We start from the raw sequence: 24533 nt of genomic DNA on the forward strand, positions 1-24533 counted from the left end.
CGACAATCAGGACAAGCGCCGCACCAGCTCCAATTTGTCGATCTTCCCGATGGGTGTCACCGGCAACCGGTCGAACGTCGCGACCTGGTCCGGGAACTTGTACGCCGCCACGCCTCGCTCTCGCAGGTACGACGCCAACTCCTTGGCAGACGCAGACCCGACGATGCATGCACACGTCTGCTCCCCCAGCAATTCGTGCGGCAACGGGATCACCGCGACCGAGACGATCGCGGGATGGGAGCGCAGATGATCCTCAACCTCCGAGGCCGAGACCTTGTCGCCACCCCGGTTGATGACCTCCTTCACCCGGCCCTCCACCACCAGATGCCCACTCGGCATTCGCCGAACCAGGTCGCCCGACCGGTAGAACCCGTCCAGCGTGAAGGCCACAGCGTTATGGGCGTCGGCGTTGTAGTAGCCACGGATCGTGTACGGCCCACGCGTATACAACTCGCCCGCGTCAGCCTCTCGACCAGTTGCGTCCAAGATCCGGATCTCGTCATGCGGCGATAACGGCAACCCCTGAGTCGTGTCGACCACCGACAACGGATCGTCCAGGCGGGTGTAGTTGAGCAGCCCTTCCGCCATCCCGAAGACCTGCTGCAGCGGTACGTCGAGAGCCGCCCGCAACGCCTTCGCCTGCGTCTCCCCGAGCTTGGCACCACCGACCTGGAGCAACCGCAGACTGCTGAGGTCCTCGGTCTGCCAGTCCCGCGCCTCGGCCCACAGCAGTGCCACGGTCGGCACCACCGCCGTATGCGTGACGCCCTCCCGCTCGATCAACGCGAACGCCTCGTCCGGGCTCGGGCTGGCCGCCATCACGACCGTGCCCCCAACCGTGAAGGTGCCGAGAATGCCCGGACAGGCCAGCGGGAAGTTGTGCCCAGCCGGCAACGCCGCGAGATAAACCGTGTCAGCCCCCACCTCGCACACCTCCGCACTGGCGCGAGCGTTGTAGCAGTAGTCGTCATGCGTACGCGGAATGAGCTTCGGCGTCCCCGTCGTACCGCCCGAAAGCAGGTACAACGCGACCGACGACGGGTCGACCGGCGGCAGCTCCACCGGCGGAGCGTCCACCGAGGCGAGCGACACGAACTCCTCCGCCTCCCCCTCGACCAAAACGAGCCCCACCTCAACCGATCGCGCCAACGACCGATAGTCGAACCCCACCACCACGTCAGGAATCGCGTAAGCGACAGCGCCGGTAGACGAGCAGAGATACGCGATCTCGTGCTCCCGATGCGCCGGCAAGGCGTAAACCGGCAACGCGCCAAGACGGAACAACGCGAAGCTCAGCTCGACGAATCCTCGCGAGTTCCCCAGCTGTACGACGACCCGATCGCCCGCGCTGATCCCGAGGCTGAGCAATCCCGCGGCCAACCGATCAACCCGCACGTCCAAGTCGTCGTACGTCAGCCGTACGTCACCCGCGACCAGCGCCAACCCGGCACCGCGCCCGCGCAGCAGAGAGCCCAACGTCGTACCGGTCCAGTAACCGCAGGACCGATAGAGCTCGGCGAGTTCCAAGGGCCAAGGCGTGAAGGCGGTCATGACGGCACGTGCCAACTGCGCGCGGCGAGCTGGGCGGACCACATCCGGGCGTACCGGCCGTCGGCGTCGGCCAGTAGGTCGGAGTGGCGGCCGAGCTGGGCGACGACGCCGTCCTCGATCACGGCGATCTGGTCCGCGCCCACGACGGTCGACAGGCGGTGCGCGATCACCACGACGGTCTTCCCGCGTACCAAGTGGTCGATCGCCTCCTGGACGACGACCTCCGACTCGGTATCGAGCGCGGCCGTCGGCTCGTCCAGCAACACGACTGGCGCGTCCTTCAGAATGGCGCGCGCGATCGAGATCCGCTGGCGCTCGCCGCCGGACAAGGCCGAGCCGATCTCGCCAACGCGAGTGTCATACCCGCGAGGCAGGCGCTCGACGAAGGTGTGCACGTTGGCTGAGCGCGCGGCCGCCTCGATCTCGGCGTCGGTCGCGTCCGGACGGCCCATCGCGATGTTCGCGCGAATGGTGTCGTCGAAGAGATAGACGTCCTGGAAGACGACGGCGATATGCCGGAGCAGCTCCCCCGGTTCCAACGTCGCCAAGTCGACACCACCGAGGCTGACGACGCCACTCGACGGGTCGGCGAAGCGGCTGATCAGCTTGGTGAGCGTGGTTTTCCCCGAGCCGGACGGCCCGACCAGAGCGGTCAGACTTCGCTCGGGCACGACCAGATTGACCCCGCGCAGCAACGGCTCGGAAGCACCGTCGTACGCAAACGTCACGTCGTCGAACCGCACCTCGAACGACGTCGGCGTACGACCACCCGGACGTACCGGCATCGGTGAAGTGGCGAGCAGATCGCCCACCCGGCTCAACGCGGCCTCGGACATCTCGAACAGCTTCACCATCACCGACGCGAGCGCCAGCGGTTCGGCAAAACGCGCGGCCGCGACCACGATGGCGACCAGCAACGGCACGGTCAGCCGGGCGTCGACGACGAGGGCCGCGCCAACGACGACCAGACCGACGATCGCCAACTGGACCAGCAACTGGGTCAGCGCGACCGGCAAAGACGCCGAGCGATTGGCCTTCGACTGCGCGTGCTGCTGATGCGTCAGCACCTCGACCAGGCGAGGCGAATCGGCGCCGGCCTGACCGGTGGCTTTGAAGACTGGCAGACCTTGGACGTACTCGACGATGCGGTTCGCCGCGTCCGCGTCAGCCTCGTCCACCGAGCGGAAGCCGGCGTTCGACAGCCGCTGGATCCGCCGGATCAACGGCACCGCCAGCAGCACCGCGATCGCGAGCACCAGACCGAGCCGCCAGTCGACGGCCAGGATGACCACGCCGATGACGGCCGGTACGGCGATGATCTGGATGAACAACGTCGCCAGCAACGCGATCGCCGTCGCCGCACTGGTCGCGTTGTTGCCGACCACGGTGGCGAGATCACCCGCAGCGCGGCGACCGAGCTCCTGCTGCGGCATCGAGCGCAACTTCGCGCCGAGCCGCAAGCGCGTGTCCTTCGTGACGTACGGCCAAGTGTCGAAGCTGAACGCCATCTCGCCCACCCGCAGGAAGCCCTCGAGCGCGACCAGCACGGCCAGGATGCCGACCCACAGCCAGGCGCGACCGACATCGATCGGGTCGCGGGCGAGCTCGGCCAGCAACGGGATGAACACCACGTATGCCGCTGCCTGGGTGGCCGTCGCCGCGGCCGAATACCGCAGCGTACGGCGCAGCTCGGCCGCATAGGGGCCTGCGGCAACGAACATCAAACGCAGGATGCGCCTCATCGAATCGTCTCCTCAGCAAGGTGTCCGGACAAGCCCCAGCGGGATGCCTGAACGTGTCGCGCCCACAACGCGGCGTACCGGCCACCGGCGGCGACCAGGTCGGCGTGCGTGCCGCGTTCGGCGACACCGCCGTCATCGATCACGACGATCTGGTCGACGTCGACGATGGTGGACAACCGGTGCGCGATGATCAACACGGTTCGACCAGCAGTTAAGCGAGCGATCGCGTTCTGGATCAGCACCTCGTTCTCCGGATCGGCGAAGGCCGTCGCCTCGTCGAGTACGACGACAGGTGCGCCGGACAGGATGGCTCGCGCGATCGTGATGCGCTGGCGTTGACCGCCGGAAAGGCGCCCGCCGCGTTCGCCCACCTGGGTGTCGTACCCCTCGGGTAGTTCCGCCTTGATGAACTCGTGCGCGGCGGCGGCCTCGGCAGCGGCGTACACCTCCTCGTCGGTGGCGTCGGGCTTGGCCAGCCGGATGTTCTCGGCGATCGTGCCCTGGACCAGGAACGGGTCCTGGAAGACCAACGCAACGTTCTGCAGCAGCTTCTCGGAGCCGATCTCGCGGACGTCGACCCCGCCGATCTTTACCGAGCCGCTGGTCACGTCGTAGAAGCGCGGGATCAGCCGCGCGACCGTCGACTTGCCCGCGCCGGACGGACCGACGAGCGCGCAGACCGAACCGGCGGGGATATCGAGATTTACCCCGGACAGGACCGCGCGATCGTCGGAATAGCCGAAGGTGACGTTCTCGAAGGTGACCGACGAGTCCTTGGGCTCGCGCGGCTCGGCAGGCTCGGGCATCGCCGGCATCGCCAACAGCTCGTTCAGACGGACAGCGCCGGCCTTCGAGTCGTTGATGTAGTTGGTCAGGTGCATCAACGGCGAGACCGCCTCGATCGGCATCGCGCCGATCAGCAACGCGACCAGCAACTCGGGCACGGTGACCCAGCCCGCGTTCAGCATCGGCACCCCCGCGGCCGCGACCAGCAACAACGTCGGCAACGGCACGATGAACAACTTGGTCAGTACGCCGGACGGGCGGGACGTGGCGGACCAGGCCGCGACCGCCTCGGTGAAGACGTTCACCTTGTCGGAGAACCGGCGGAACGAGACCCCGCCATCGTCGAACGTCCGCACCACCGGCATGCCCTGGACGAACTCGACCAGCGCGACGTTCACGTCCTCGTTGGCCTGGTTGTAGTTGTTGCGTTGTTCGCTGTAGTCCTTCGTCATCAACGACATGCAGAGCATTGCGATCGGGACGACCAGGAGTACGACGAGCAGCAGCTTCCACTGCACCACGCCCAGCGCGACCAGGGCCGCGATCGGTTGCGCGACACCCGAGCCGATGAACGGGAGGGCGTCGGCGACCACGTTGTGCAGTGAGCGGACGTCGTCCTGCATGATCTTCTTGATCCGGCCGGACCCGAGCCGCTGCACCTCGCCGAGCGGCATCTTCGCGAGCGCGTCCGCGATCATCCGCCGCCAGACCACCTCGATCTCGAAACTGGCCTCGTGCGCGAGGTGCTCGCACGTCAGCCGCAGACCGAACCCGCCCGCCAGTCCGAGCAACGCTCCACCAGACCACCAAAGCACCGGCGTCAACTCGGGTGTGCCGGTGACCAGTGTGCCGACCGCGAACGCGACGCAGACCAGGCCCACCACGCTGCTGACGCTGCCCAGCCCGGAAAGCCACAGCGCGATGCCAAGCCTGCGCCGGATCGCCGGGGCAAGCCGCACCAGGTCGGCGACTTGACCCAAACCGCTCTTACCACTCATCAAGATGCTCCATCGTTAACAGGAATCAGGTACGGCGCGACGCTGGCCAACTTCTCGCAGGTCTCCTCGAACTCGCGGTCCGGGCGTGAGTCGCCGACGATGCCGGCCCCGGCGCGCAACCAGCTGCGATCGCCTTGCTGGTAGACGGATCGCAGGACCAATGCCGCGTCGAGGCTGCCGTCCGAACCGGCCATCAGCACGGTGCCCGAGTAGAGCCCGCGCCGTTCGTCCTCCAGCTCGTTGATCAGCTGGTACGCCGCGGCCTTCGGAATCCCCGAAGCGGTGACGGCCGGAAACACCGCGCCGAGAGCCGACCAACTCGTCACGCCGGGCGGAAGCGAAGTCTCGACCCGCGACGCCAGGTGCTGCACGCTGCCGCGCGCCTTGACGGTGAGGAACTCGCTCACCCGGGTGGCCGAGCGACCGCCGACTCCGGCCAGCTCGTCGAACGCGAGCTTGACCGAGGTGGCGTGCTCGAACACCTCCTTGGCATCCGTGCACAACTCCGTGCGCAGCTCCTCGTCGAGCCCGGCATCACCGGTCAGCGCACGAGTTCCGGCCAACGGCTGGGTCGACGCCAGACCACACGGCTGAACCTCGACGACCGTCTCCGGGCTGAACCCAGCCGCCCGCCACGCACCCAGGTCGAGCAGGAACGACCTGGCCGGGGTGTTGCCCGCGCGCCCCTCGACGTACGTCGCGCAGAGGTCCACCGCGAACGGGACTTCCACCACTCGCGACAGGATCACCTTGTCCAGCCGTCCGGCCCGAATATCCGCGACGGACAACGCGACGGCCTTCTCGTACGTGCCATCACTGGTCCGTACGTCGATCGGCCGCGGGCGTCCTGCCTTTCGTCGGCCAGTGGCGAGCGCTGCCCTGATCTCGGCCGCTTTACCGGATTCGACGTGGCGGATCGTGACCGAGGCGGCCGTGATCCGGATTTCCGTGGCCGGGATCATCAGGTGTGCCAACGGCTGGCCGCCATCCCGGGTGGGATCGCTCGCCACCTCGAAACACGCCCAGCCGAAGGCGTTCCAGCCTTCCACCCCGGTTTTCGAGAGCACCTCGGAGATCGCCTGCCAAGGCGTACCGGCCCACTCGACAGCCTCGGTAAAGGTGGAACGCACGCTGGACGGATGGACGGTCACCTCCGCCAGCGGATCCCCTGCGAAATACCACGAGTGGTCGCGTTCGTACACGACGTACTGCCCGAACAGGCCCGAGCCGATCAGAGCCGCGACGGCGTCGAGTGGTTCGAACGGCCCGGGCACGACTTCTTCGTTGTAGGTGGTCACTTTTGGACCTCCAGTGGTTCGCCGATCAGGGAGGCCAAGCGCGTCACGTGTGGTGGCGTGACGCAGGAGAAATGGTTGCCGCCGACATCGGTCACGGTGAAGTCGCCAAGGCAGACGTCCTGCCAGAAGCCGAGCGTGATCTCGTCCATGCCCGGCGCGAAACCCGAGCCCTCGGTGGGCCGCAAGTAGCGGATGTCACCGAAGTACGACGGCGGGGTGAACCGGGCCGATAGGAAGCTCTGGCGAAATACCCGGAACATACCCGCCACCATCTCGGGCGGCATCGGCTTGTTGGCGATCTCGGTCGCGGCCTGCGCGTACCGGGCGAACCGCTCGTCCGGCGTACAGGCGGCCATCCGGCGGTAGAACTCGGCGACCTGGTCCAGTTCCGGGTCTCCCCCGACCTGCTGGAGCGAGCCCGCCGGCATCCGGCCGCCGTTACGCTCCATCGCCTGCATGAACCCGCGAACCGCCGCATCGCCATCGACCGGGCCGAACCCTAGCTGGTCCGCGGACAACCCGATATTGGGCGCGAAGACCGTCTCGATCATCAGGTCGTCGCCGATGTCGAACGCGACCGGATGACTGCTCGCCAGCACCAGGTCGACCACGTCGATCCCCTGCTCTGCAAGCCTTCTCGCGACTTCGAGCGCGTACATGCCGCCCAGGCAGTAGCCGATCAACTGGACCTGTTGGTGGCCCTCGGCAATGACCTCTGCCACGATCCGGCGCGCATAGTCGTCGGCGGCCGTCTCGATCACCACGGCGGGATCGTGTGAGCAGAAGACCTCGGTGTCGTTGATGACGATGCCGATCAGCGAGCCGCGATCCTGCGCGACGAGCTCGGCGGCCAGCGGGCGGTAGCACTCCATCGTGCCGAGGCCCGCGTGGAACATCACCCGCAGCGGGCCTTCACTCACGCCACCGAATGGGATCAGTACGGCGTTGCTGTCCTCGGCCTTCTTACCGGGCTGAAGCGGCGCGAGCTGTCCCGGCTTCAGGAAGTCTGCCAGCGCCGCGAGAGTCGGTGCGTTGAGCAACTGCCTCAGCAACGTGTCGAACGGAATACTCGTTGCCTCGGGCAACTCCTCGCGCAGCCGACCGGCCATTCGGGCCATGATCAGTGAATCGGCGCCGAGGTCGAAGAAGCTCTCGGTCCTGCCGACTTGGCCGACCGACAGAGCCGACGCCCAGAGAGCAGCCAGCTTCGACTCGAGTTCCGACAGCGGCTCGTCCTGGCCCGCGGCACGGTCGATACCGGTCGCGGTCGGGCGCCAGGTCTGGAGCTTTCGGCGGTCGACTTTGCCGTTGCCGGTGAGCGGCAGCGCGTCCACGACCTGCAGGTGGGACGGGATCATATGGGCGGGCAGGCGTTCGGCCAGGTGGCCGAGAAGTTCCTGCTCCGAGACGCGTGCGCGGTCGGTCTTGAAGTGGGCCGCGAAGAGGTGGAGGTTCTGCGCGGCGAGGGCGTGATCGTCGTCGGGTAGGCAGACGACCTCGTCCGCTCCGGCCCGTCGCAACGCCGCGACCCAGCCGTCGCGATCCAGGTACGACGGTCCCTCGGCCCGCAACGTGTCGCCGGGCTCGGTCATCATGAACGCCTGCGAGGCGAGGATCCACGGGTGCTCGCGCGTGGGCTCGGTGATGACCAGCCAACCGCCGGGCGCGAGCAGGTCGGTGAGGTTGGCCAGGGCCGCGTCGATATCACGCGCGTTCTCCAGTACGCCTGCCGCGAGCACGACGTCGAACGAACCCGGCGCGATGCCCTGGGCCCGGTGTTCCGCGTCCACGTCGAAGACGCCGTACCGGATCCAGCTCAGGTCGCCGTACCGGCTGCGGGCCTGTGGCAGGAAGAACGGCGACACGTCGGTGAAGAGGTAGTCGACGTCGAAACCGCGAAGCACGTCGACGACACCCTGGGTGGTGCCGCCCGTGCCCGCGCCGGCCTCGAGGATGCGGAGGCTGGGCCGGTCCGAGATGGCCGCGATCCGGTGCATCATCGTGCTGACGGCCTTGTTCAGGTACTGCGCGGCGACGTTGCCCCGGTAGAGCGAGTCGGCCGTATCGAACCGGCCCTCGGGGAACAGCAGCGCGACCGGGTCCTGCTCGCCGGCCAGCAACCCGGGCAGCGCTCGGGTGTTGCTGCGGAGATACGCGAGAAATTCCGGATCGCCGAGTCCCTTCGCCCACTCGGCCTCGGCCGCCTGCCAGGCCGCCTCGGCATCCACATCCTTCGCCTTGGAATAGCGGCCGCCTTCAAGTGCGAGCTGACCGAGTTCTACGAGTACGGCGAGCCAGCGGTGGACGAGCCACTGGAAGCGCGGGTCGATCCCTTGTGTCCGCACGACGTCGTCGGCGCTGTGGCTGGTGGCGCCGTTGAAAAGGCCCAGGCCTTGCAGGGCGGCGAGCATTTCGGCGCCGACGGCCTGGTCGAGGTGCTCGGTGTACGCGCCGACCGTCTCCGGATCGACCGGGCCGATGGCCTGGTCGGCGGCGGTTCGCACGATCGCGGTCATGCGGTCGAGGTTGAGCGGCTCGGGCGTCGTACGACGTGGTTCGACGGCGGCGAACAGGCCGCGGTCATCGCCGTTGCCGTCCACGACGACGCCCGCGGCCGAGACGGCCGGATGGTCCAGCAGGGCCGCCTCGATCTCGCCCAGCTCGATCCGGTGGCCGCGCAGTTTGACCTGGTTGTCCTCGCGGCCGAGGAACTCGATCTCACCACCCGGCAGATACCGGCCGAGGTCGCCGGTGCGGTAAAGGCGCTCGCCATTCGGATCGGTGACGAAGCGGTACGCCGTGGTCTCGTCGTCGCCGAGGTAGCCCTGCGCGAGACCGGCGCCGGAGATGTACAGCTCACCTGGCACCCACACCGGGCAATCCCGGCCCGCGGGGTCGAGCACGCGGAAACCCTGGTTCGTCAGGGGTACGCCGTACGGGATGCTCTTCCAGCCGGGCCGCAATCCCTGGTACCGGTGGTAGTTCGACCAGATGGCGGCCTCGGTCGCGCCGCCCATCGCGATGATCTCGAGACCGGGAATGCGGGCGATCATCTCGTCCGGCAGCGTGATCGGGATCCAGTCGCCGGACAACAGGACAAGGCGCAACGTCGACAGCTCGGCCTGCTCGGTCGCGGCGTACGTCGAGAGCATCTGCAGCAGCGCCGGGACGGAGTTCCACACCGTGACGCCGTGTGCCGCGATCAGCTCGGCCCAGTGCGACGGGTCGGCCCGGCGATCGGCGTCCGGGATGACCAGCGTGCCGCCGACGGCGAGCGGGCCGAAGATGTCGTACACGGACAGGTCGAAGCCGAGATTCGCCAGGCCGAGCACCGTGTCGACCGCGGTGATGCCGAAGCGGCGGTTGACGTCGTCGATCGTGTTGGCGGCCGCTCGATGGCTGAGTACGACGCCCTTGGGTTTGCCGGTCGAGCCGGACGTGTAGATGACGTACGCCGGATCGTCGGGATCACCTGGTGTGTCCTGCAAAGGCGCCACCGGCAATTGGTCGACAGCGATCGCGTCCGCTATGTCCAACCACGATTGCGTCAGGACATGCCGTACGCCGGCATCGCGCAGGATGGCCTCGCGGCGCAGGACGGGCTGTGACGTGTCGACAGGGAGATAGATGCCTCCAGCGAGCAAAGTGCCGAGTACGGCGGAGACCTGCTCGACGCCTCGGTCCATCACGATGGCGACGTGATCGCCCTTCACGCAACCGGCCTGCCGCAGAGCGTCGGCCACCCCGGCGGCCTTGTCCACCAGCTCTCGGTATGTAAGAGCAGTCCTACTCGTTTTTAGAGCCGTCGCGTCGGGGGTCAGCGCAGCCTGCACGAGTACGCCGTGGTGCAGGAGTCCGTCGGGCAGAGGTCCGGCAGTGTTGTTGGCCTCGACTCGTTCGCCGACCTGCCAAGACGGAAGGCCGAGCGCCTCGGTCGACTCCCAGGCGTCGTCCCCGGCGGCCAGGTCGATGAGCAGGCTCTCGAAGGTGGCGAACATGTCGTCGACCAGGCCGGGCGGGAAGACACCCTCACGCACATCCCAGTTGACCTGCAGCCCATCCGCGTCGTCCATCGCCTGGCAGTCGATGAACACCTGCGGCGTCTGCGTAATACCGAACCCGTCAAAGCGCCCGGCCACACCACCACCCAGGCCGATGGCGCTCGTGAAGACGATCGGCATCAACGCGGCCTCCCGACCCCGGCGCCGGGCCATCTCCCGTAGTACCTCGACGCCCGAGCAAAGCCGGTGGTCGAGGTCGTCGTACAAACGCGAGCCGATGACCCCGGCCCGATCGGCGAACGTCTTCCCCGCGGCCAGGTCGATCTCCAGCAGGCTGACGGAGGTGAAGTCGCCGATCACCTCCTGGACCTGCGGATGCAACGGCAGCCGGTTCAGCACGGTGAGGTTGAGCGTGAAGGCGGACGTCCGGCTCCAGCGCTCCAGCGCCGCGGCGTACGCCGAGAGCACCACCGACGACGGGGTCAGGTCACGCCGTTGCGCGTGCCTGCCGAGTGCGGCCCACTGGTCCGCGTCGAGCCGGAGGAACCGCCGCTTGAAAACGGCCGACGAGTTGGTCTGCTCGATGACCGGCAGATCCGGTGCCGTCGGCAACGAGTCGATCCGGTCCCACCAATAGGCGCGATCCCGCTGATAGCGCGGGCTCTCCCGCAACTGCCGCTCGGCCAGCACGTAGTCGCGGAAGGTCAGGTCGATCGGTGCGAGCGCGGCCGACGGATCGGCGTGCAGGGTCTCGAACTCGGCCAGCAACATCCAAAGGCTGGCCCAATCGGCGACCAGGAAGTCCATCGACAGATGCAGCACGGCCCGATCGGCCAACTGCGTCACGTGCAGCCCGAACAACGGCCACTGGTCGGACGCGTAGATCCGATGCCCGAAGTCCTCGCGCACGCTCTCCAGGTCTTCGCCTACACCGATGACCAATGGATCGACCGTCTCGAGAACTTGCTGATATCCGTCCGCGGAGACGACGACCCGGAGCATGTCGTGCCGCTCGATCAGACGGTTCCAGGCCAACGCGACCCGGTCCGGATCGAGCTCGGCGTAACCGACTTCGAGGTAGACGTGGCAGGCGACTCCGCCGTACCCGAAGGCGTCGTTGCGACCGAGCAGATACGCGCCCTGCACATCCGTCAGCGGGAACGGCTCGAACCGATCGGCAGGCGCCGGTACGACGGTGGTGCGCGCGGCCTGGAGCGCAGTCAGCACCTCGGCCTTACGAGCCTTCAACTGCTCGAGCCGCTCCGGCGTCATCGCCCCCTTGGGACCACGGAAACGGAGCTGGCCGGCCTCTTCCCAGAGTTGCACGCCGATTCCCTGCAATTCCGCGATGAATTCCTCGGTACTCACGCGATCCTCCCCAGACGCTGGATATTTCCGTTGGTCGATGAAACTTGGCAAATCCGCCGCCCGCGTGATTTCCTCGGCGGCGTCGGCCGACGAGAGGAAACGACATGCGCGCGGTATTTCCCGGTGATGCCGGTTATGACGCGGCCCGGCGGGTCCGCAATGCCCGGGTCGACCGGCGTCCGGCTGTGGTGGCCCGGTGCTCGTCCCCTGACGAGGTGGTCGCCGCCCTCGGTTACGCCCGGGACGAATGTCTCGGCGTGGCGGTCCGCGGCGGCGGTGCGAATGTGGCCGGCTGGGGCACTTGCGACGGCGGCCTGGTGCTCGACGTCGGCCCGATCGACCATCTCCGGATCAATGCCGCGACCGGTATCGCCGAGGCCGGGCCCGGTCTTACCTGGGGCCGGTTCGACGCCGGTACCGCCCGGTTCATGCTGGCTCTGCCCGGGGCCCGCAACACCGGGGTCGGTATCGCCGGGCACACCCTCGGCGGGGGCGTCGGCGATCTCTCCCGCCAGTTCGGGCTGACCAGCGACAACCTGGTGCACGCCGAGCTCGTCACGGCCGACGGGCGGCAACTCCGCGTCGACGCGGACACGCACCCCGAGCTGTTCTGGGCTCTGCGTGGTGGCGGTGGCGCCGGGCTCGGCGTGGTGACGTCGTTCGGGTTCCGGCTGCACCCGGTCGGCGGTGTGGTGGCCGGGCCGCTCGTGCACGCGCGCGACGCCGTACCGGCCGCACTGCGTAAGGCGCGCGACTGGCTCGAGACCGCGCCGGACGAGACCTCGCTGATCGCGATCGCCTGGACCGCGCCGCCGCTGCCGTTCATCCCGGCCGACCTGCAGTACGAGCGCGGCGCCCTGCTCATCCCGACCTGGTTCGGCGATCCCGCCCGGGCCGACGAGGTGCTCGCGCCGCTGCTGGCCGATCCGGCGCCGGTCTTCAACGGACTGCGCCCGATGACGTACGTCGAGTACCAGGGTTTGCTGCAGTCGCCGCCGGACTTCGCCGAGCAGCACGTGTACAACCGGGGCGAGCTGTTGCCCGCGCTCAGCGATGACGTGCTGGACGGGATTCTCCAGCACTGGCAGGGATCCGGGCCCAACTACTCGGTCGTCTTCGGCGCACTCGGTGGCGCGATCAGCCGCGCTCCTGCCGGGGAGACGGCGTTCGCGCATCGCGAGGCGCGGTGGTTCATCGAGATCTGCGCCCAGTGGTACGGCGCGGCCGACAACCCGGTGCACGTCGAGACCGCGCGCCAGGGTTGGCGTGCGCTGCAAGACGTGACCCTCGGGCCGTACGTGAATCTGCTGCCCGATCCCGAGGCCGAGTGGGCTCGTGCTGCCTATGGCAAGAACTACGAGCGCCTCGTCGCGGTCAAACGCGAGTGGGATCCGGACAACCTGTTCCGCTTCGGCGTACAGCTTCACGACCCTCACGACGCACCGACCAGCTGAGCGCCGTGGAGTTTGGCCGGGTCGAGCGAAGCGGTCGTCCCGGCCAGCTCCACCCCGACCACGCCCGTGCGCTCCCCCGGCACGGGCAGGAGCCAGGGGTCGCCCGCGATCATGGCGTCGTACGCCGCGCGGTCGGCCGGGGCGACGGTCATGTGAACCTTCGCGATACCGGTGGCGCCGTTCGCGTGCACGATGTCCAGCGGCCGCTGTGGCGGGTCGTACGACGAGACCACGAACGGCAGTTCGGCCGGCCCCGGTGCGAGGAATTGGTAACGCACGACCTGGCCATCCGGGCGAGTGCGACGGCCTTTCATCACCCGGGAGACCGGCATCAACGCCTTGAGCTCGGTGTGCGCGGCCCGGAGATCGAGGTCGTCGGTCTCGAGCGCGACATCCCGCCAGCCCTCACCGGGACGGGCCCAGTCGGCAATGCGGCGACCGGCGGCGGCGCCGAAGCAGAGGCCGACCGGCCAGCGCAGCGCGGCGGCCCGGGACGGCAGCTCGAAGAACTCCACGAACGGGCCCGAACCGAACCAGAGCAGGGCGTTGTGCGCCTTGCCCGGACGACTCCCCCAGGTCATCGTGAAACCCAGCTCGGTGTAATCGGAAACCGCCGTCTGAATATCATCGACTTTGCACAGAATATGGCTGCACCGCAGCATCACAAGACATTCTCCTTGCATTCCGGGAAATAACTTCGCGGCGTTGTCATCAACACATCCAGGCGCTTAAGGTGTGACCAAAGACGGACCATTTCCAGGAGCGTTCCGAGTGTTCACCGAGATTTCCGTGCAAGCCGACGAACAACCCGCCCGGGTGCTCGCCCAGCTGGAGCGCGAGGGCGCGACCCACCTGCGACTGCCGTCCAGCCTGTTGTGGCGGCTGTGCGACGAGCCGGCCGCGCCGATCACCGACCTGAGCGCCCTGCGGCACGTCAGCCACCACGGGCCGACTCCCGCACCCGGCGCCGAGGCCCGCGCGGCCGAGGTGTTCGGCGCGACCATCGAGCACGTGCCAGTGGAGGAGGTTCCCCTTGCCGAGGTGATGAGCGCGGCAGCGGACCACGCTGTTGGTGTGGTCGATCCCGCGCGGGTGCGCGAATTTCTGGACGCCTTGGATGAGGCGGTGCTCGGGTCGATGTCCTCGCTGCTCGATCGGCACGGGGTGACAGCTGCCGACGGCATCGAGACGGTGATGAAGGCGTTGTCCGCACCTGCGCAGCATCGGGTCGTGCTGCAGCGGTGGTTGCGTGCGCTGACCAAAAACCCCAGTCGCACAACAGATGTCGGCGCCGCTTGGCAGCGGGCGCGGGATGCGTGGCAGGGCGGGTTGGGCTCGGGGGCGTTCGTGGACTACCTGCGGGCCAACGCGGACCGGCTGCCGGAGCTGGTGACCGGTGAGCAGCAGGCGGCCTTGCTGCTGTTCCCCGAAGGCCGTACAGATCTGGCGGACGCGGTCTACCGCGACACCATCACCGCGCGCTACCTCAATGCCGCCGTGGCCGCCGCCGTGCAGGCGCTGCCCCGGCCGCTGCGCGTGCTCGAGGTCGGTGCCGGCACGGGCGCCACCACGGACGCGGTGATCGACGGCATCGGCACGGTCCCCACGGAGTACCTCTTCACCGACGTGTCGAACTTCTTCCTCGGCATCGCTCGCGAGCGGCTCGCAGAGCATTCCTGGATGCGATTCGGGTTGTATGACATCGATCGACCCGCCGCTGAGCAAGTGGCTGGTGGGTTCGACCTGATCATCGCCGCCGGCGTGCTGAACAACGCGCGCAATGCCGACGAGACCGTGCGCGAGCTGACCAGTCTGCTGGTGCCGGGTGGCGCGATGATCATCACCGAGCCGACCCGCGAGCACTACGAAATCCTCATCTCGCAGGCCTTCATGATGACCGAGACGACGGACGCCCGGGATGCGATGTTCCTGACCCGCTCGCAATGGCTGGACGTGCTCGCTCCGACCGAGGTCGTGGCGGTGCTGCCCGCCGAGGACCACCCGCTCGCGCCACTGGGCCAACGCCTCTTCCTCGCGCGACGGCATCTCAGCGATCGCCATCAGTGATCCCCGCGACGGCCGCGGCCAGTGCGCCCACCGGCAACGGCTGGTGGCCCTGGCCCGGGCGTAGCGCCGGATAGCCGAGGGCGCTCGTCACGTCCTGCCACATCCGGCTGAGCGTCAGGTGGTACTGCTCGGGCCGGTAGGTACTCCCCAGGATGCTGGCCCGGAACGCGAGCAGGTCCGCGCCGATCGCCGCCGGCCAATGCCGCGACAACGCCTCGCGGTAACTGGCCGGTGTCGCCGGGCCGAGGGCAATGGAACTAGCGTCGGCCAGGTGGTCCGTACCCGCGCCGAAAAAGTCGTACCGCTCGCGCACAGCCGCCGGGATATGCAGGCGCGGACTCCACAGCACCGGCCCGTGCGTATCCGTCAGGCTGAGGCTGCCGCTCGACGTACCGATGGTCACGCGATGCAGCAGGTGGATGTGGTTGTCGGGATCGTCCGGGTCCACCTCGTTCTGGATCCGGAGCGTGAGCGGTACGCCGCCGATCGTCCCGTGCAGCACGGACATCGGCGCCTCGTTGCCGACGGCAATGACCTGCCACGGGCGCAGTACGCCGAGCGCGTCGCCGAGGAGGTGCAACAGCGGGAACGCCACTTGCATCGAGCACGCGGCATCGACGTACGACGCCGGGCCTTCGGCAAGCAAGGCGCGCGCGGCCGCGACGAAGCGTCGTACGGCGGGTAGGTGGACGTACAGATCACCCAAGCGGTACGTCGTACCGGTCGCGCGGGCCGCCCGGTAGTTGTCGGCCAATTCGCCTTGATGTACGGGCTGTTCCTGCAAGACGTGGATGCCTCGGGTAAGGAATTCGCGCGCGATCTCGCTGCCGGAACCGCCCATCACGCCGGACCGGACCACCACGCAGGCCGCGTCGACCTGGGCCGGGACCTCGTCGGGCGACCGGTAGAGCGGTACGCCCATCCGGCGGGCGCAGTTCATCGTTCGCTCGCTGCCTCGGCCTACGATGCCCGCGAGCTCAAACTCGTCCGCAAGAGCTTTGACCGCGGCCTGGTAGAACTGGCCGAACGTCGTACCGCACACGACAACGCGCAGGCGCCTGCTCACAGCGCGCCCTCCTCGACCACGACCAAGTCCTCGATCGCCGCCTCCAACGCGGCGACACGCGCAATCGGACGGAGCTGGTCGATAGTCGCGATCGGGTCGAGCACGTTCGCCGCGCACCACGCACCAGGCGGCACGTCGTTGATCGCGCTCGCGGTGATGCCCGCGATGGCGCCGGTGAGAGTGGAGATGCCGGGACCGCGGAGTACGGCGGTCCGGGTTCGGCCGGCATGACGGCCTTCCACCAGGAACGTCGTACGCGCGGTCCGGCCGGCCAGGTCGAGCGCGGCCGCGCGGCACACGCCATCGACCGCTTCGGCGCGGGTGAGACCGCGGGCGCGGTCCAAGGCGGCGACGAGATGGTCGCCTTCGATGACGCTGTGCCAGGTGCCGTTGGTGAGGTCGAGGTCTCGCGCGAGTTGACGGGATTCGCCGTCCAGGAAGGGGAAAGCGGCGACCGGGTCGGTGAGGTAGGGCAGGGTGAGGTTGTGCTCCCGGCGCAACGCGTCGGGGATCGCCCGGCCATTGCGCCAGGCCGCGAGCGGCTCGTTGTCCGTGCCGAGGACGCCTTCCAGGTAGTCCTCGGCGGCGGCCTTGGTGAAACGGTCCGCGACGGCGAAGTACGCCGTCAGGTCGTCGATCGCGCCCAGGTCTGCCGCGAGCCATCGGGGTAGGACGCCGGAGAGTCCGGGAAGTGCGCCAGCGGCGAGGACGATTCGGCGGCCGGCCGTGCGAGCGCCGTCGTCAAGGGCGGCTCGGAGGTGTTCGTCGCCGCCGGCATCGACCAGGTCGACACCCGCTCGCAGTGCTGCCCTGGCGACGGTCGCCGAGTACTGGTGGGACGGGCCGACGCAGTTGACGATGACGGTGCAGCCCTCGACAAAACGGTCTAGGGACTCTTCGTCAGTGACGTCGACGCCCGTGGCGCGGCTGCCAACGCGAAGGTCGTGCGCGGACAGCACCGCCGCAGCGGATTGGCCGACTTCGCCGGTGCCGCCGAGGATGCCGATCACAGGACGCCCTCCTCGGTGTCGTCGCCGAGCAACTCGGCGAAGGCCGCCGCGACGGCCGCGAGGGTGCGGGCCGTGAACATCTCGCGCAACGGCAGTTCCACGCCGAGGCGCTGACGGGCGTTCTCGATGAAGCGAGTGGCCTGCAGGCTGTCGCCGCCATGGTCGAAGAAGCTCTGCTGCCGCCCGAAGCTGGTGACGCCGAGCAGCTCGCACCACAGGGCAGCGATGGTCTGCTCGAGTTCACCCACCGGCTCGTCGATCGTCGCCTCCGGGCCCGGCTCGTCGGCCCAGAGCGCGGCGACGGCCGAGCGGTCGACCTTGCCGTTGGCGCTGAGCGGCAACCAGGACAGCACCTCGACGACCTCGGGCACCATGTGGGCGGGCAGCCTGGCGGCGACGTGTTGCGTGAGGCAGTCCAGCCTTACTGAGTGCGACTTGGTCGCTGCCAGCGTGACCAGGAACGAGTCGGCGATCGACTCGTGCCGGGCGTCGGTCCAACCGGCCTCGGCCAGCCGGTCGATCCAGCCCGCGCCGGGCAGCATCGCCGTACGGCCACGGTCGAGCAGGGCCGCGGTGAGCATCGCGACCGGGGTGAGTTCGACCCGCTCGACGCCAAGCAGGCGGCCGCCGGGTTTGACCAGGAGGGACGCGAGCGCCGGACCCTGGCTGTGATCCGGATAGCGGTGCAGCGCGTTCGCCACAATGACCGCGTCGAACGAGTGCAGCAGCTCCGCCGGCACGCGTCCATCCGTCTGGACGTGCGCCACGTCGTACCCCAAGGCCCCGAGCGCAGCCGCCGTACGCCCGTCGCCGTCGAGCTCAGCGATCACGTCGGACCGGTCCAGCTCCGTGGTCAGGTAGTCGACGAATGCCTCGGCGCCCTGGTCGGCCGCCGCGAGGTTCGACGGCGCGAGGATGTCGTCGTCCAGCAGGATCGACGCGTCCACGCGGCCCGCGAGGATGCCGCGGTAGTCGTCCAGCCGTTCCAGCAGACGCCGGTGCGCGCGGCCGATCAGACCTGCGTAACCGCCGACCGCCAGCGTCACCTCAGTGGCGCCGAGCTCCGGGCCCTCCGAGTAGACGTCATCCCCGTAGCTGAGCACCTTGCGGTTGACGAGCCAGTCCAGCCACATCCGCAGGACGGGTTGGAACTCCTCGATAGCGGTCGACGGCGCCGGCAGCTCGAGCATTTGAACCAGCACGTCTTCGACCGCACGAGCCTCCAACTCGCGAGCGGTCGAACGCCACGCCTCGGTCTTGCCCGACGCCTCGGTACCGCCGGCGGGCAGTGCCGGAGCGACAGCCGGTACGACGGCCGCGGCCAGGCGCCGAGCCGAACCCGTACCCGCCACGGTCACGACGGCCGAACCGACGGCCGGGTGATCGACGAGCGCCGCCTCGATTTCGCCGAGCTCGATCCGGTGGCCGCGGATCTTCACCTGCTGGTCGACCCTGCCGAGGAACTCCAGCGTGCCGTCCGGCCAATACCGACCGAGATCGCCGGTGCGATACCACCGACCGTTGTCCACGGCAACGAACTGCCGGGCCGTCTGTTCCGGGGCGCCGCGATACCCCTCGGCCACACCCGCGCCGCCGATCCAGAGCTCGCCCGCTACCCAGTCCGGGCAATCGCGACCGTCCGGCCCGACAACGCGGAAGGCTTGATTGCGCAGCGGGAAGCCGTACGGGATGGAGGGCCAGGCGGGATCGACCTCGTCCACCTCGAACGCGTTCGACCAGATGGACGCCTCGGTCGCGCCACCCATCGCGATGAACCGGCAGTCCGGCCAGAGCGCGTGCAACCGGCCGGGCAGGTCGAGCCCGACCCAGTCGCCGGAAACCAGTACGACTCTGAGGCGCGCGCTGTCGGCGTCGGCGACGACCAGCAGCATGTCGAGTAAGGCGGGCACGCTGTTCCAGATGGTGACGCCATGCCGGCTGACCAGGTCGAACCAGCGCCGCGCGTCGCGACGGCCGTCCTCCTCGATCGTGACCAGTCCCGCACCGGCCGAGAGCGGCCCGAAGATGTCGTAGACGGACAGGTCGAAGTCCAGTGCCGAGACGGCCAGAATCCGGTCGGCCGGCCCGACGCCGTACCGGTCGTTGATGTCGGCAACGGTGTTGAGCGCCGCGCGATGGCTGATCTCGACGCCCTTGGGCTCACCGGTCGAGCCTGACGTGAAGATGATGTACGCCAGCTGTGCCGGATCCACCTCAACCGGTCCGGAGAGAGGAGTGCCGCTCGGTAGGTGGTCGAGGACGGTGCGTACGCCTGCCAGCCGGTGGATGCGTTCCTGTCGTGCGGCGGGCTGGTCGATCCCGATGGGGACGTAGGTGCCGCCTGCCGCGAGGACGCCGAGTACGGCGACCACCTGATCCGGGCCCTTCGGCAAGGTCACCGCGATGGGCTCGCCGGGCCGGATGTCCAGAGCGCCTGCGACGGTCAACGCCTTCGTGGCGAGCTCGCCGTACGTCAGCTGACCGCCGTCCCAGGTGATCGCAATGGCGTCGGGATTGCTGCGTGCGTGGTCGAAGAACGCCTGGTGGAGAAGGCCGTTGGGTTGCGCCGCCGAGGTCGCGTTGACCGTCGTACGGATGGCACGTTGGGACGCCGGCAGCAGGTCCGGCACATCGCGAGTCCAGTCAGTCGAGGCCAGCCAATCCAGCAACTCGCCATAGGCGGCGAACATCGCGTCCAGCAGCCCGTCCGGGAACAACTCCTCAACGGCATCCCAGTTCAGGCTGATCCCGCCCGCGACCTCGGTCACCTGATGGTCGAGCCAGACCTGTGGCGTCTGCGAAACACCCCAAACCTGATCCGCGAACGGCGCTCCCGGCGCCGCCAGTTCGCCACCGGAAACGCCAAGGGCCGACGTGAAGACGACAGGAATCGTGAATCCGGTATCACCGGTCTTCCGGCCGATATCCCTTTGCACCTGCACCGCCGAGACCTCGCGATGGTCGAGCGCGGCCCAGAGCTCTCCCTGGGTACGACGTGCCGTGGCGAGCCACGATTCGCCCGCCTCGGGACGATGACCGACGAGCAGCAACGAGGTGAAGTCACCCATGACGCGCCCCACGTCCGGATGGACCTCGCGCCGGTCGAACAAGGTGAGGTTGAGCGTGAGCTCGCGGCTCGTGCTCCACCGGCCGAGGACTTCCGCGAAGGCGGCGAGCAGTACGCCCGACGGCGTCAGCCCGTGCTCCCGCGCCCGCTCGGTGATGGCCTGCCACCGCTTCGCGTCGAGCACGGTCTCGCGCCTGGTGAACCGTGGCGTGTTTACCTCGGCCGGGTCGATGCGCAACGGCAGACGAGGTGCGGGTGGCAGGTCCTCCACCCGGTCCGCCCAGTACGCCTGAGCGGCCTCGACGGCGGCCGGCTCGGGTGGTGCGCCGACGACGTAATCCCGGAAGGTCATGCCGACCGGTTCCAGGTCCTGGTTTGGCTTTTCGTAGAGCTCGGACAGTTCGGTGTAGAAGCGCAGGATGCTCAAGGCGTCGAGCACCAGGTTGTCCATGCCCACGGCAAGCCGAGTCCCCGCGACCTTGATCGAGAACAGCGGCCACTGCGCCGGATCGAAGACCTGATGCGAAGCAACCTCGCGAAGGCCTTCCACCGTGGTGTCGAGCACCTCGACCTTGAACGCCGGCACCTCCGGCAGCACGCACTGGTTGCCTTGGGCATCGAAAACCGCCCGCAGCATCTCGTGTCGTCGTACCAACTTGTCGACAGCGGCTTCGAGCCGGGCGACATCGAGATCCACCACGTCGTACTCGCGATAGAAGTGACAGCCGATGCCGCCAAGCGTGAAGCCCTCGCCACGACCGAGCCAGTACGCGCGCTGCACGTCGGTCGGCGGGAACGGCTCGTACCGCGACGCAGGATCGGCGACGAGCGCTCGCTCCGTCCGCGCCTGACCAAACCGCAGCGTGGCGGCGAAGTCCGCCAGCACGGGATGTGCGAACAACGCCGACAGCGTGACGCCTTCCAGACCAACCGCCCGGAGTTTGCCGACGAGGCGAGTGGCGAGCAGGGAATCGCCGCCGATCGCGAAGAAGTCGTGCTCCCGGCCGATGCCCGCGATACCGAGCAGGTCCGACCAGGCCGCCGCGACAACCGTCTCGACCGGACCGGCCGGCGGCGTGACGACCTCGTCGCCAAGGCCTAGCGCCAGCAGCACATCGCGCACGCCCGGCCGGTCGATCTTGCCGTTAGGGGTCAACGGCAACTTAGGTAGAACGGCGATGCGGTCCGGGATCATTGCCGTGGGCAACCGCTCGGCCAGGAACGCCTTCAGTTCGGCAAGATCGGGCTGTCCGGTGACCGCAGCGCCGAGAGTGCGTGGGCCGAGGGCCGAGGCGATGCCCTGGTCGACGGCCGGGAAGGCGCCGAGCGCCGACTCGATTTCGCCCAGTTCGATCCGGTGGCCGCGGACCTTGACCTGGTGGTCGGCCCGGCCGAGGAATTCGAGCGTTCCGTCGGTCCAGTAGCGAGCGCGGTCGCCGGTGCGGTACCAGCGCCGACCGTCGACCGTGACGAACCGGTCCGCGGTGCGCTCGGGATCACCGCGATAGCCGCGTGCAACGCCCGATCCGCCGATCCAGAGTTCGCCCGGGACCCAGTCGGGACAGTCCCGGCCGAGGGCATCGACCACGCGGCAAGCGACGTTGCTCAGCGGCACGCCGTACGGCACCGAGGTCCAGGGCGCCGGCACCTCGTCCACCTCGAGAACGGTCGAGTGGATGGCCGTCTCAGTGGTGCCGCCGAGGCCGACGAATCGGGCTTCGGGCGCGACGGCGTGGAGTCGGTCGGGCAGATCGATCGTGACCCAATCACCGCCGAGCAGCACCAGCTTCAGTGGCAACGGAGTGCCCTCGGCCGCGGTCAGGGTCATGTCGAGAAGAGCCGGAACGCAGTTGAGGACCGTGACCTCGAAGCGCTGGATCAGCTCGACCCAAGCGGTCGCGTCGCGGCGTTCGTGCTCGCGCGGGAAGACCACGGCACCGCCCGCGGACAGCGCACCGAACAGGTCGAACACCGACAGGTCGAAGTCCAACGCCGATACGGCCAGAGTTCGATCGTCAGCGGTCAGACCGAAGCGCTGGTTGAGATCCGCGATCGTGTTCATCGCGGCCGCGTGCGTCAGCTCGACGCCCTTGGGCTCACCCGTCGAACCGGAGGTGTAGATGACATACGCCAACTCGTCACCATCGCGCGGCGCCTTCAAAGGCTGACCGCTGACCGGCCCGTCCAGGACAAGGCGGACTCCGGCCGCCTTGCAGATGCGGTCCCGGCGAAGCGCAGGCTGGTCGACCCCGATCGGCAGGTACGCCGCCCCGGCCGCGAGGACGCCCAGAACCGCGACAGCCTGCTCCGGCCCCTTGGGCAGCGACACCGCGACCACTGAGCCGGGCTCGATGCCCTCAGCAACGAGATGCCCGGCAACCGCGAGCGCCTGCGCGGCCAGTTCGCCGTACGTCAGCGCGCCGTCGTCGCCCCACAACAACGCGGGCGCGGTCGGATTGGCCAAAGCATTACGGAAGAACCCGTCATGCAGGCGATCGGTGGTCTCCGGCGTGGAGGTGGCGTTGGCCTGCGCCCGTACGTCGGCCTGACGCGTCGGCAGCAGCGCGGCGACCGGAGCGGCCCAAGCCTCGGGACCAGCGAGCAGCCGGTCGAGCAAGGCGCTATAGGCCTCGAACATGGCGTCGAGCACACCCGGCGCGAAGGCGTCCTCGCGAGCATCCCAGTTGACCAGCAGACCGCCGTTCAACTCGGTGACCTGCGCGTCGAGCCAGACCTGCGGCCCCTGCGAGATGATCCAAGACGCCTCGCCGAAGCACTCCCGCACCTCCGCCGGGAACAACTCGCCAAGGCCGAGCGCGCTCGTGTAGACGACCGGCGCGAGCACCCGTTCCCCCTTGGTACGGCTGAGATCGCGCAGCACCTCGACCCCGGAGTACGACGTATGGGCGGCGTCGGCGTGGAAGCGTTCCTGCAAGCGCGCGGCCCGTTCCGCGAAGGTGCCAGGCGTGCCGCCGTCCCAGGCGAGCAGGACCGACGACGTGAAATCACCGACGAGTTGACCGGCCTCGGGATGAACGGGTTCCCGGTCGAAAAGCGGCAGGTTGAGTACGAAATCCGGCTCGGCGCTCCACGCGGTCAACGTCTCGGCGAAGACCGCCGCGAGCGCCATCGCGGGCGTCAAAGTGTGCTTGCGCGACAGGGTTTCCAGCCGGTGCAGGGATTCCGGGTCAAGCCAGCGGTGACGACGAAGAACCTTCGTGGCGTCGCTGACGTCGGACCGGACCGGCAGTTGCGGGGCGGGTGGCAAAGTGGCGAGGCGATCCTGCCAGTAGTTGCGGGCGGCAACCGACTCGCCGGCGCGACGATCCGCCTGGTATTGCGGATAGCTGTAGCTGATCGGCTCGACCGTCTCGCCCTGGTAGAAGCGCGCGAGGTCGGCAAGCAGCACGCGCAGGCTGAGCGCGTCGGCCGCGACCATGTCGAGATTGACGTGTACCCGGGTGGCGCCGCTAGGCAAGAGCGAGAGCTGGACGTCGAAAACCTCGCCCCTGGTGATGTCGAGCGAGCGATGCGACAGCGTCGTCCGCAACGTCAAGAGTGCCGCGTCGACGTCTGCGACTTCCCGCAAGTCGTGCAAGCGAAGGCCGGGCCAAGGGCTTTCCGGCATGATCTGCTGGCGACCGTCGTCGAGAACGCGCACGCGCAACATCCCGTGACGAGCCAGCACCTGCCGTACGGCCCGCTCCAGCCGATCCGGGTCCACCGCCGTGCCGTCGAACTCGTCGTAGAAGTGCGCGGCGACCCCGCCGAGCTGCTGCCCATCGGCCCGCCCGACCCAATAGGCGTGCTGCATGAGCGCCAGCTCGAACGGCACGAACTCGTCAACCGTCGGCCCCGCGACAACGTGTGACACCGGGATGGTTGCCTCTAGCAAGGACTGCCAGGCCGCCAGGGTCGGCGTACTCGCGAGATCGGCAAAGGCGATGTCGAGACCGGCCTTGCGCCAGGCGCCGGCCAGTCGCATCAGCGCGATCGAGTCGAGCCCCAACTCGATCAGGTTGTCCTCGGCACCGATCGACGCCGGCTCGAGATCGAGTACGGCGGCCAGCCGGGCCGGCAATTCGGTGATAGCGGTCGTGACGGCCTCACGTTCGTACGACAACG

11 protein-coding genes are annotated in these 24533 nt (G+C 68.4%); 2 read left to right on the top strand and 9 right to left on the bottom strand.

The features are described 5' to 3' along the window. Positions 1 to 6: 6 nt before the first annotated feature. The 5 genes from OG394_RS14375 to OG394_RS14395 are packed head-to-tail and all read right to left on the bottom strand — an operon-like array spanning position 7 to position 11744. On the bottom strand, positions 7 to 1551 hold the full coding sequence (locus tag OG394_RS14375; RefSeq protein ID WP_328995839.1) for a (2,3-dihydroxybenzoyl)adenylate synthase: 1545 nt from the start codon (positions 1549 to 1551) through the stop codon (positions 7 to 9). After that, positions 1548 to 3293 (bottom strand): ABC transporter ATP-binding protein, encoded by a 1746-nt coding sequence (locus OG394_RS14380; RefSeq protein ID WP_328995840.1) that lies wholly within the window; start codon positions 3291 to 3293, stop codon positions 1548 to 1550. Before OG394_RS14380 ends, OG394_RS14375 begins: the two co-directional genes overlap by 4 nt. Further along, complete coding sequence (locus OG394_RS14385) at positions 3290 to 5077, bottom strand: ABC transporter ATP-binding protein (RefSeq protein WP_328995841.1); 1788 nt, start codon at positions 5075 to 5077, stop codon at positions 3290 to 3292. The genes OG394_RS14380 and OG394_RS14385 overlap by 4 nt, the downstream gene beginning before the upstream one ends. Further along, entirely contained in the window at positions 5077 to 6375 is a 1299-nt protein-coding gene (locus tag OG394_RS14390) for a salicylate synthase (RefSeq protein ID WP_328995842.1), read from the bottom strand. The genes OG394_RS14385 and OG394_RS14390 overlap by 1 nt, the downstream gene beginning before the upstream one ends. Next, positions 6372 to 11744 carry a non-ribosomal peptide synthetase gene (locus OG394_RS14395; protein WP_328995843.1) on the bottom strand — a complete coding sequence of 1791 codons (5373 nt, stop codon included), beginning with the start codon at positions 11742 to 11744 and terminating at the stop codon, positions 6372 to 6374. Before OG394_RS14395 ends, OG394_RS14390 begins: the two co-directional genes overlap by 4 nt. Positions 11745 to 11848: 104 nt before the next feature. On the opposite strand from OG394_RS14395, the gene OG394_RS14400 reads away from it, so the two are divergent. Beyond that, positions 11849 to 13198, top strand: a complete 1350-nt coding sequence (locus OG394_RS14400) for an FAD-binding oxidoreductase (RefSeq protein WP_328995844.1) — start codon at positions 11849 to 11851, stop codon at positions 13196 to 13198. On the opposite strand, the gene OG394_RS14405 is transcribed toward OG394_RS14400, so the two are convergent. Beyond that, positions 13177 to 13881 carry a VOC family protein gene (locus OG394_RS14405; protein ID WP_328995845.1) on the bottom strand — a complete coding sequence of 235 codons (705 nt, stop codon included), beginning with the start codon at positions 13879 to 13881 and terminating at the stop codon, positions 13177 to 13179. The genes OG394_RS14400 and OG394_RS14405 overlap by 22 nt on opposite strands. A gap of 88 nt (positions 13882 to 13969) precedes the next feature. On the opposite strand from OG394_RS14405, the gene OG394_RS14410 reads away from it, so the two are divergent. Beyond that, positions 13970 to 15265: a class I SAM-dependent methyltransferase gene (locus tag OG394_RS14410; RefSeq protein ID WP_328995846.1), complete on the top strand. Its 1296-nt coding sequence runs from the start codon at positions 13970 to 13972 to the stop codon at positions 15263 to 15265. On the opposite strand, the gene OG394_RS14415 is transcribed toward OG394_RS14410, so the two are convergent. From OG394_RS14415 to OG394_RS14425, 3 genes are read right to left on the bottom strand one after another with little or no spacing between them, the layout of a single operon-like run. Continuing rightward, positions 15246 to 16331, bottom strand: coding sequence for a Gfo/Idh/MocA family oxidoreductase (locus OG394_RS14415; RefSeq protein ID WP_328995847.1), 1086 nt, complete (start codon positions 16329 to 16331; stop codon positions 15246 to 15248). The genes OG394_RS14410 and OG394_RS14415 overlap by 20 nt on opposite strands. Continuing rightward, complete coding sequence (locus OG394_RS14420) at positions 16328 to 17341, bottom strand: saccharopine dehydrogenase NADP-binding domain-containing protein (RefSeq protein ID WP_328995848.1); 1014 nt, start codon at positions 17339 to 17341, stop codon at positions 16328 to 16330. The genes OG394_RS14415 and OG394_RS14420 overlap by 4 nt, the downstream gene beginning before the upstream one ends. Further along, positions 17338 to 24531 carry a non-ribosomal peptide synthetase gene (locus tag OG394_RS14425; protein WP_328995849.1) on the bottom strand — a complete coding sequence of 2398 codons (7194 nt, stop codon included), beginning with the start codon at positions 24529 to 24531 and terminating at the stop codon, positions 17338 to 17340. The genes OG394_RS14420 and OG394_RS14425 overlap by 4 nt, the downstream gene beginning before the upstream one ends. Positions 24532 to 24533: the final 2 nt, after the last annotated feature.

Source organism: Kribbella sp. NBC_01245 (genome assembly GCF_036226525.1).
Classification (GTDB): Bacteria; Actinomycetota; Actinomycetes; order Propionibacteriales; family Kribbellaceae; genus Kribbella.

What these genes read in the sequence shown, in the direction of transcription:
- OG394_RS14375 (WP_328995839.1), bottom strand. Translation starts at nt 1,551, where the DNA reads ATGACCGCCTTCACGCCTTGGCCCTTGGAACTCGCCGAGCTCTATCGG.
- OG394_RS14380 (WP_328995840.1), bottom strand. Translation starts at nt 3,293, where the DNA reads ATGAGGCGCATCCTGCGTTTGATGTTCGTTGCCGCAGGCCCCTATGCG.
- OG394_RS14405 (WP_328995845.1), bottom strand. Translation starts at nt 13,881, where the DNA reads ATGCAAGGAGAATGTCTTGTGATGCTGCGGTGCAGCCATATTCTGTGC.
- OG394_RS14385 (WP_328995841.1), bottom strand. Translation starts at nt 5,077, where the DNA reads ATGAGTGGTAAGAGCGGTTTGGGTCAAGTCGCCGACCTGGTGCGGCTT.
- OG394_RS14400 (WP_328995844.1), top strand. Translation starts at nt 11,849, where the DNA reads ATGCGCGCGGTATTTCCCGGTGATGCCGGTTATGACGCGGCCCGGCGG.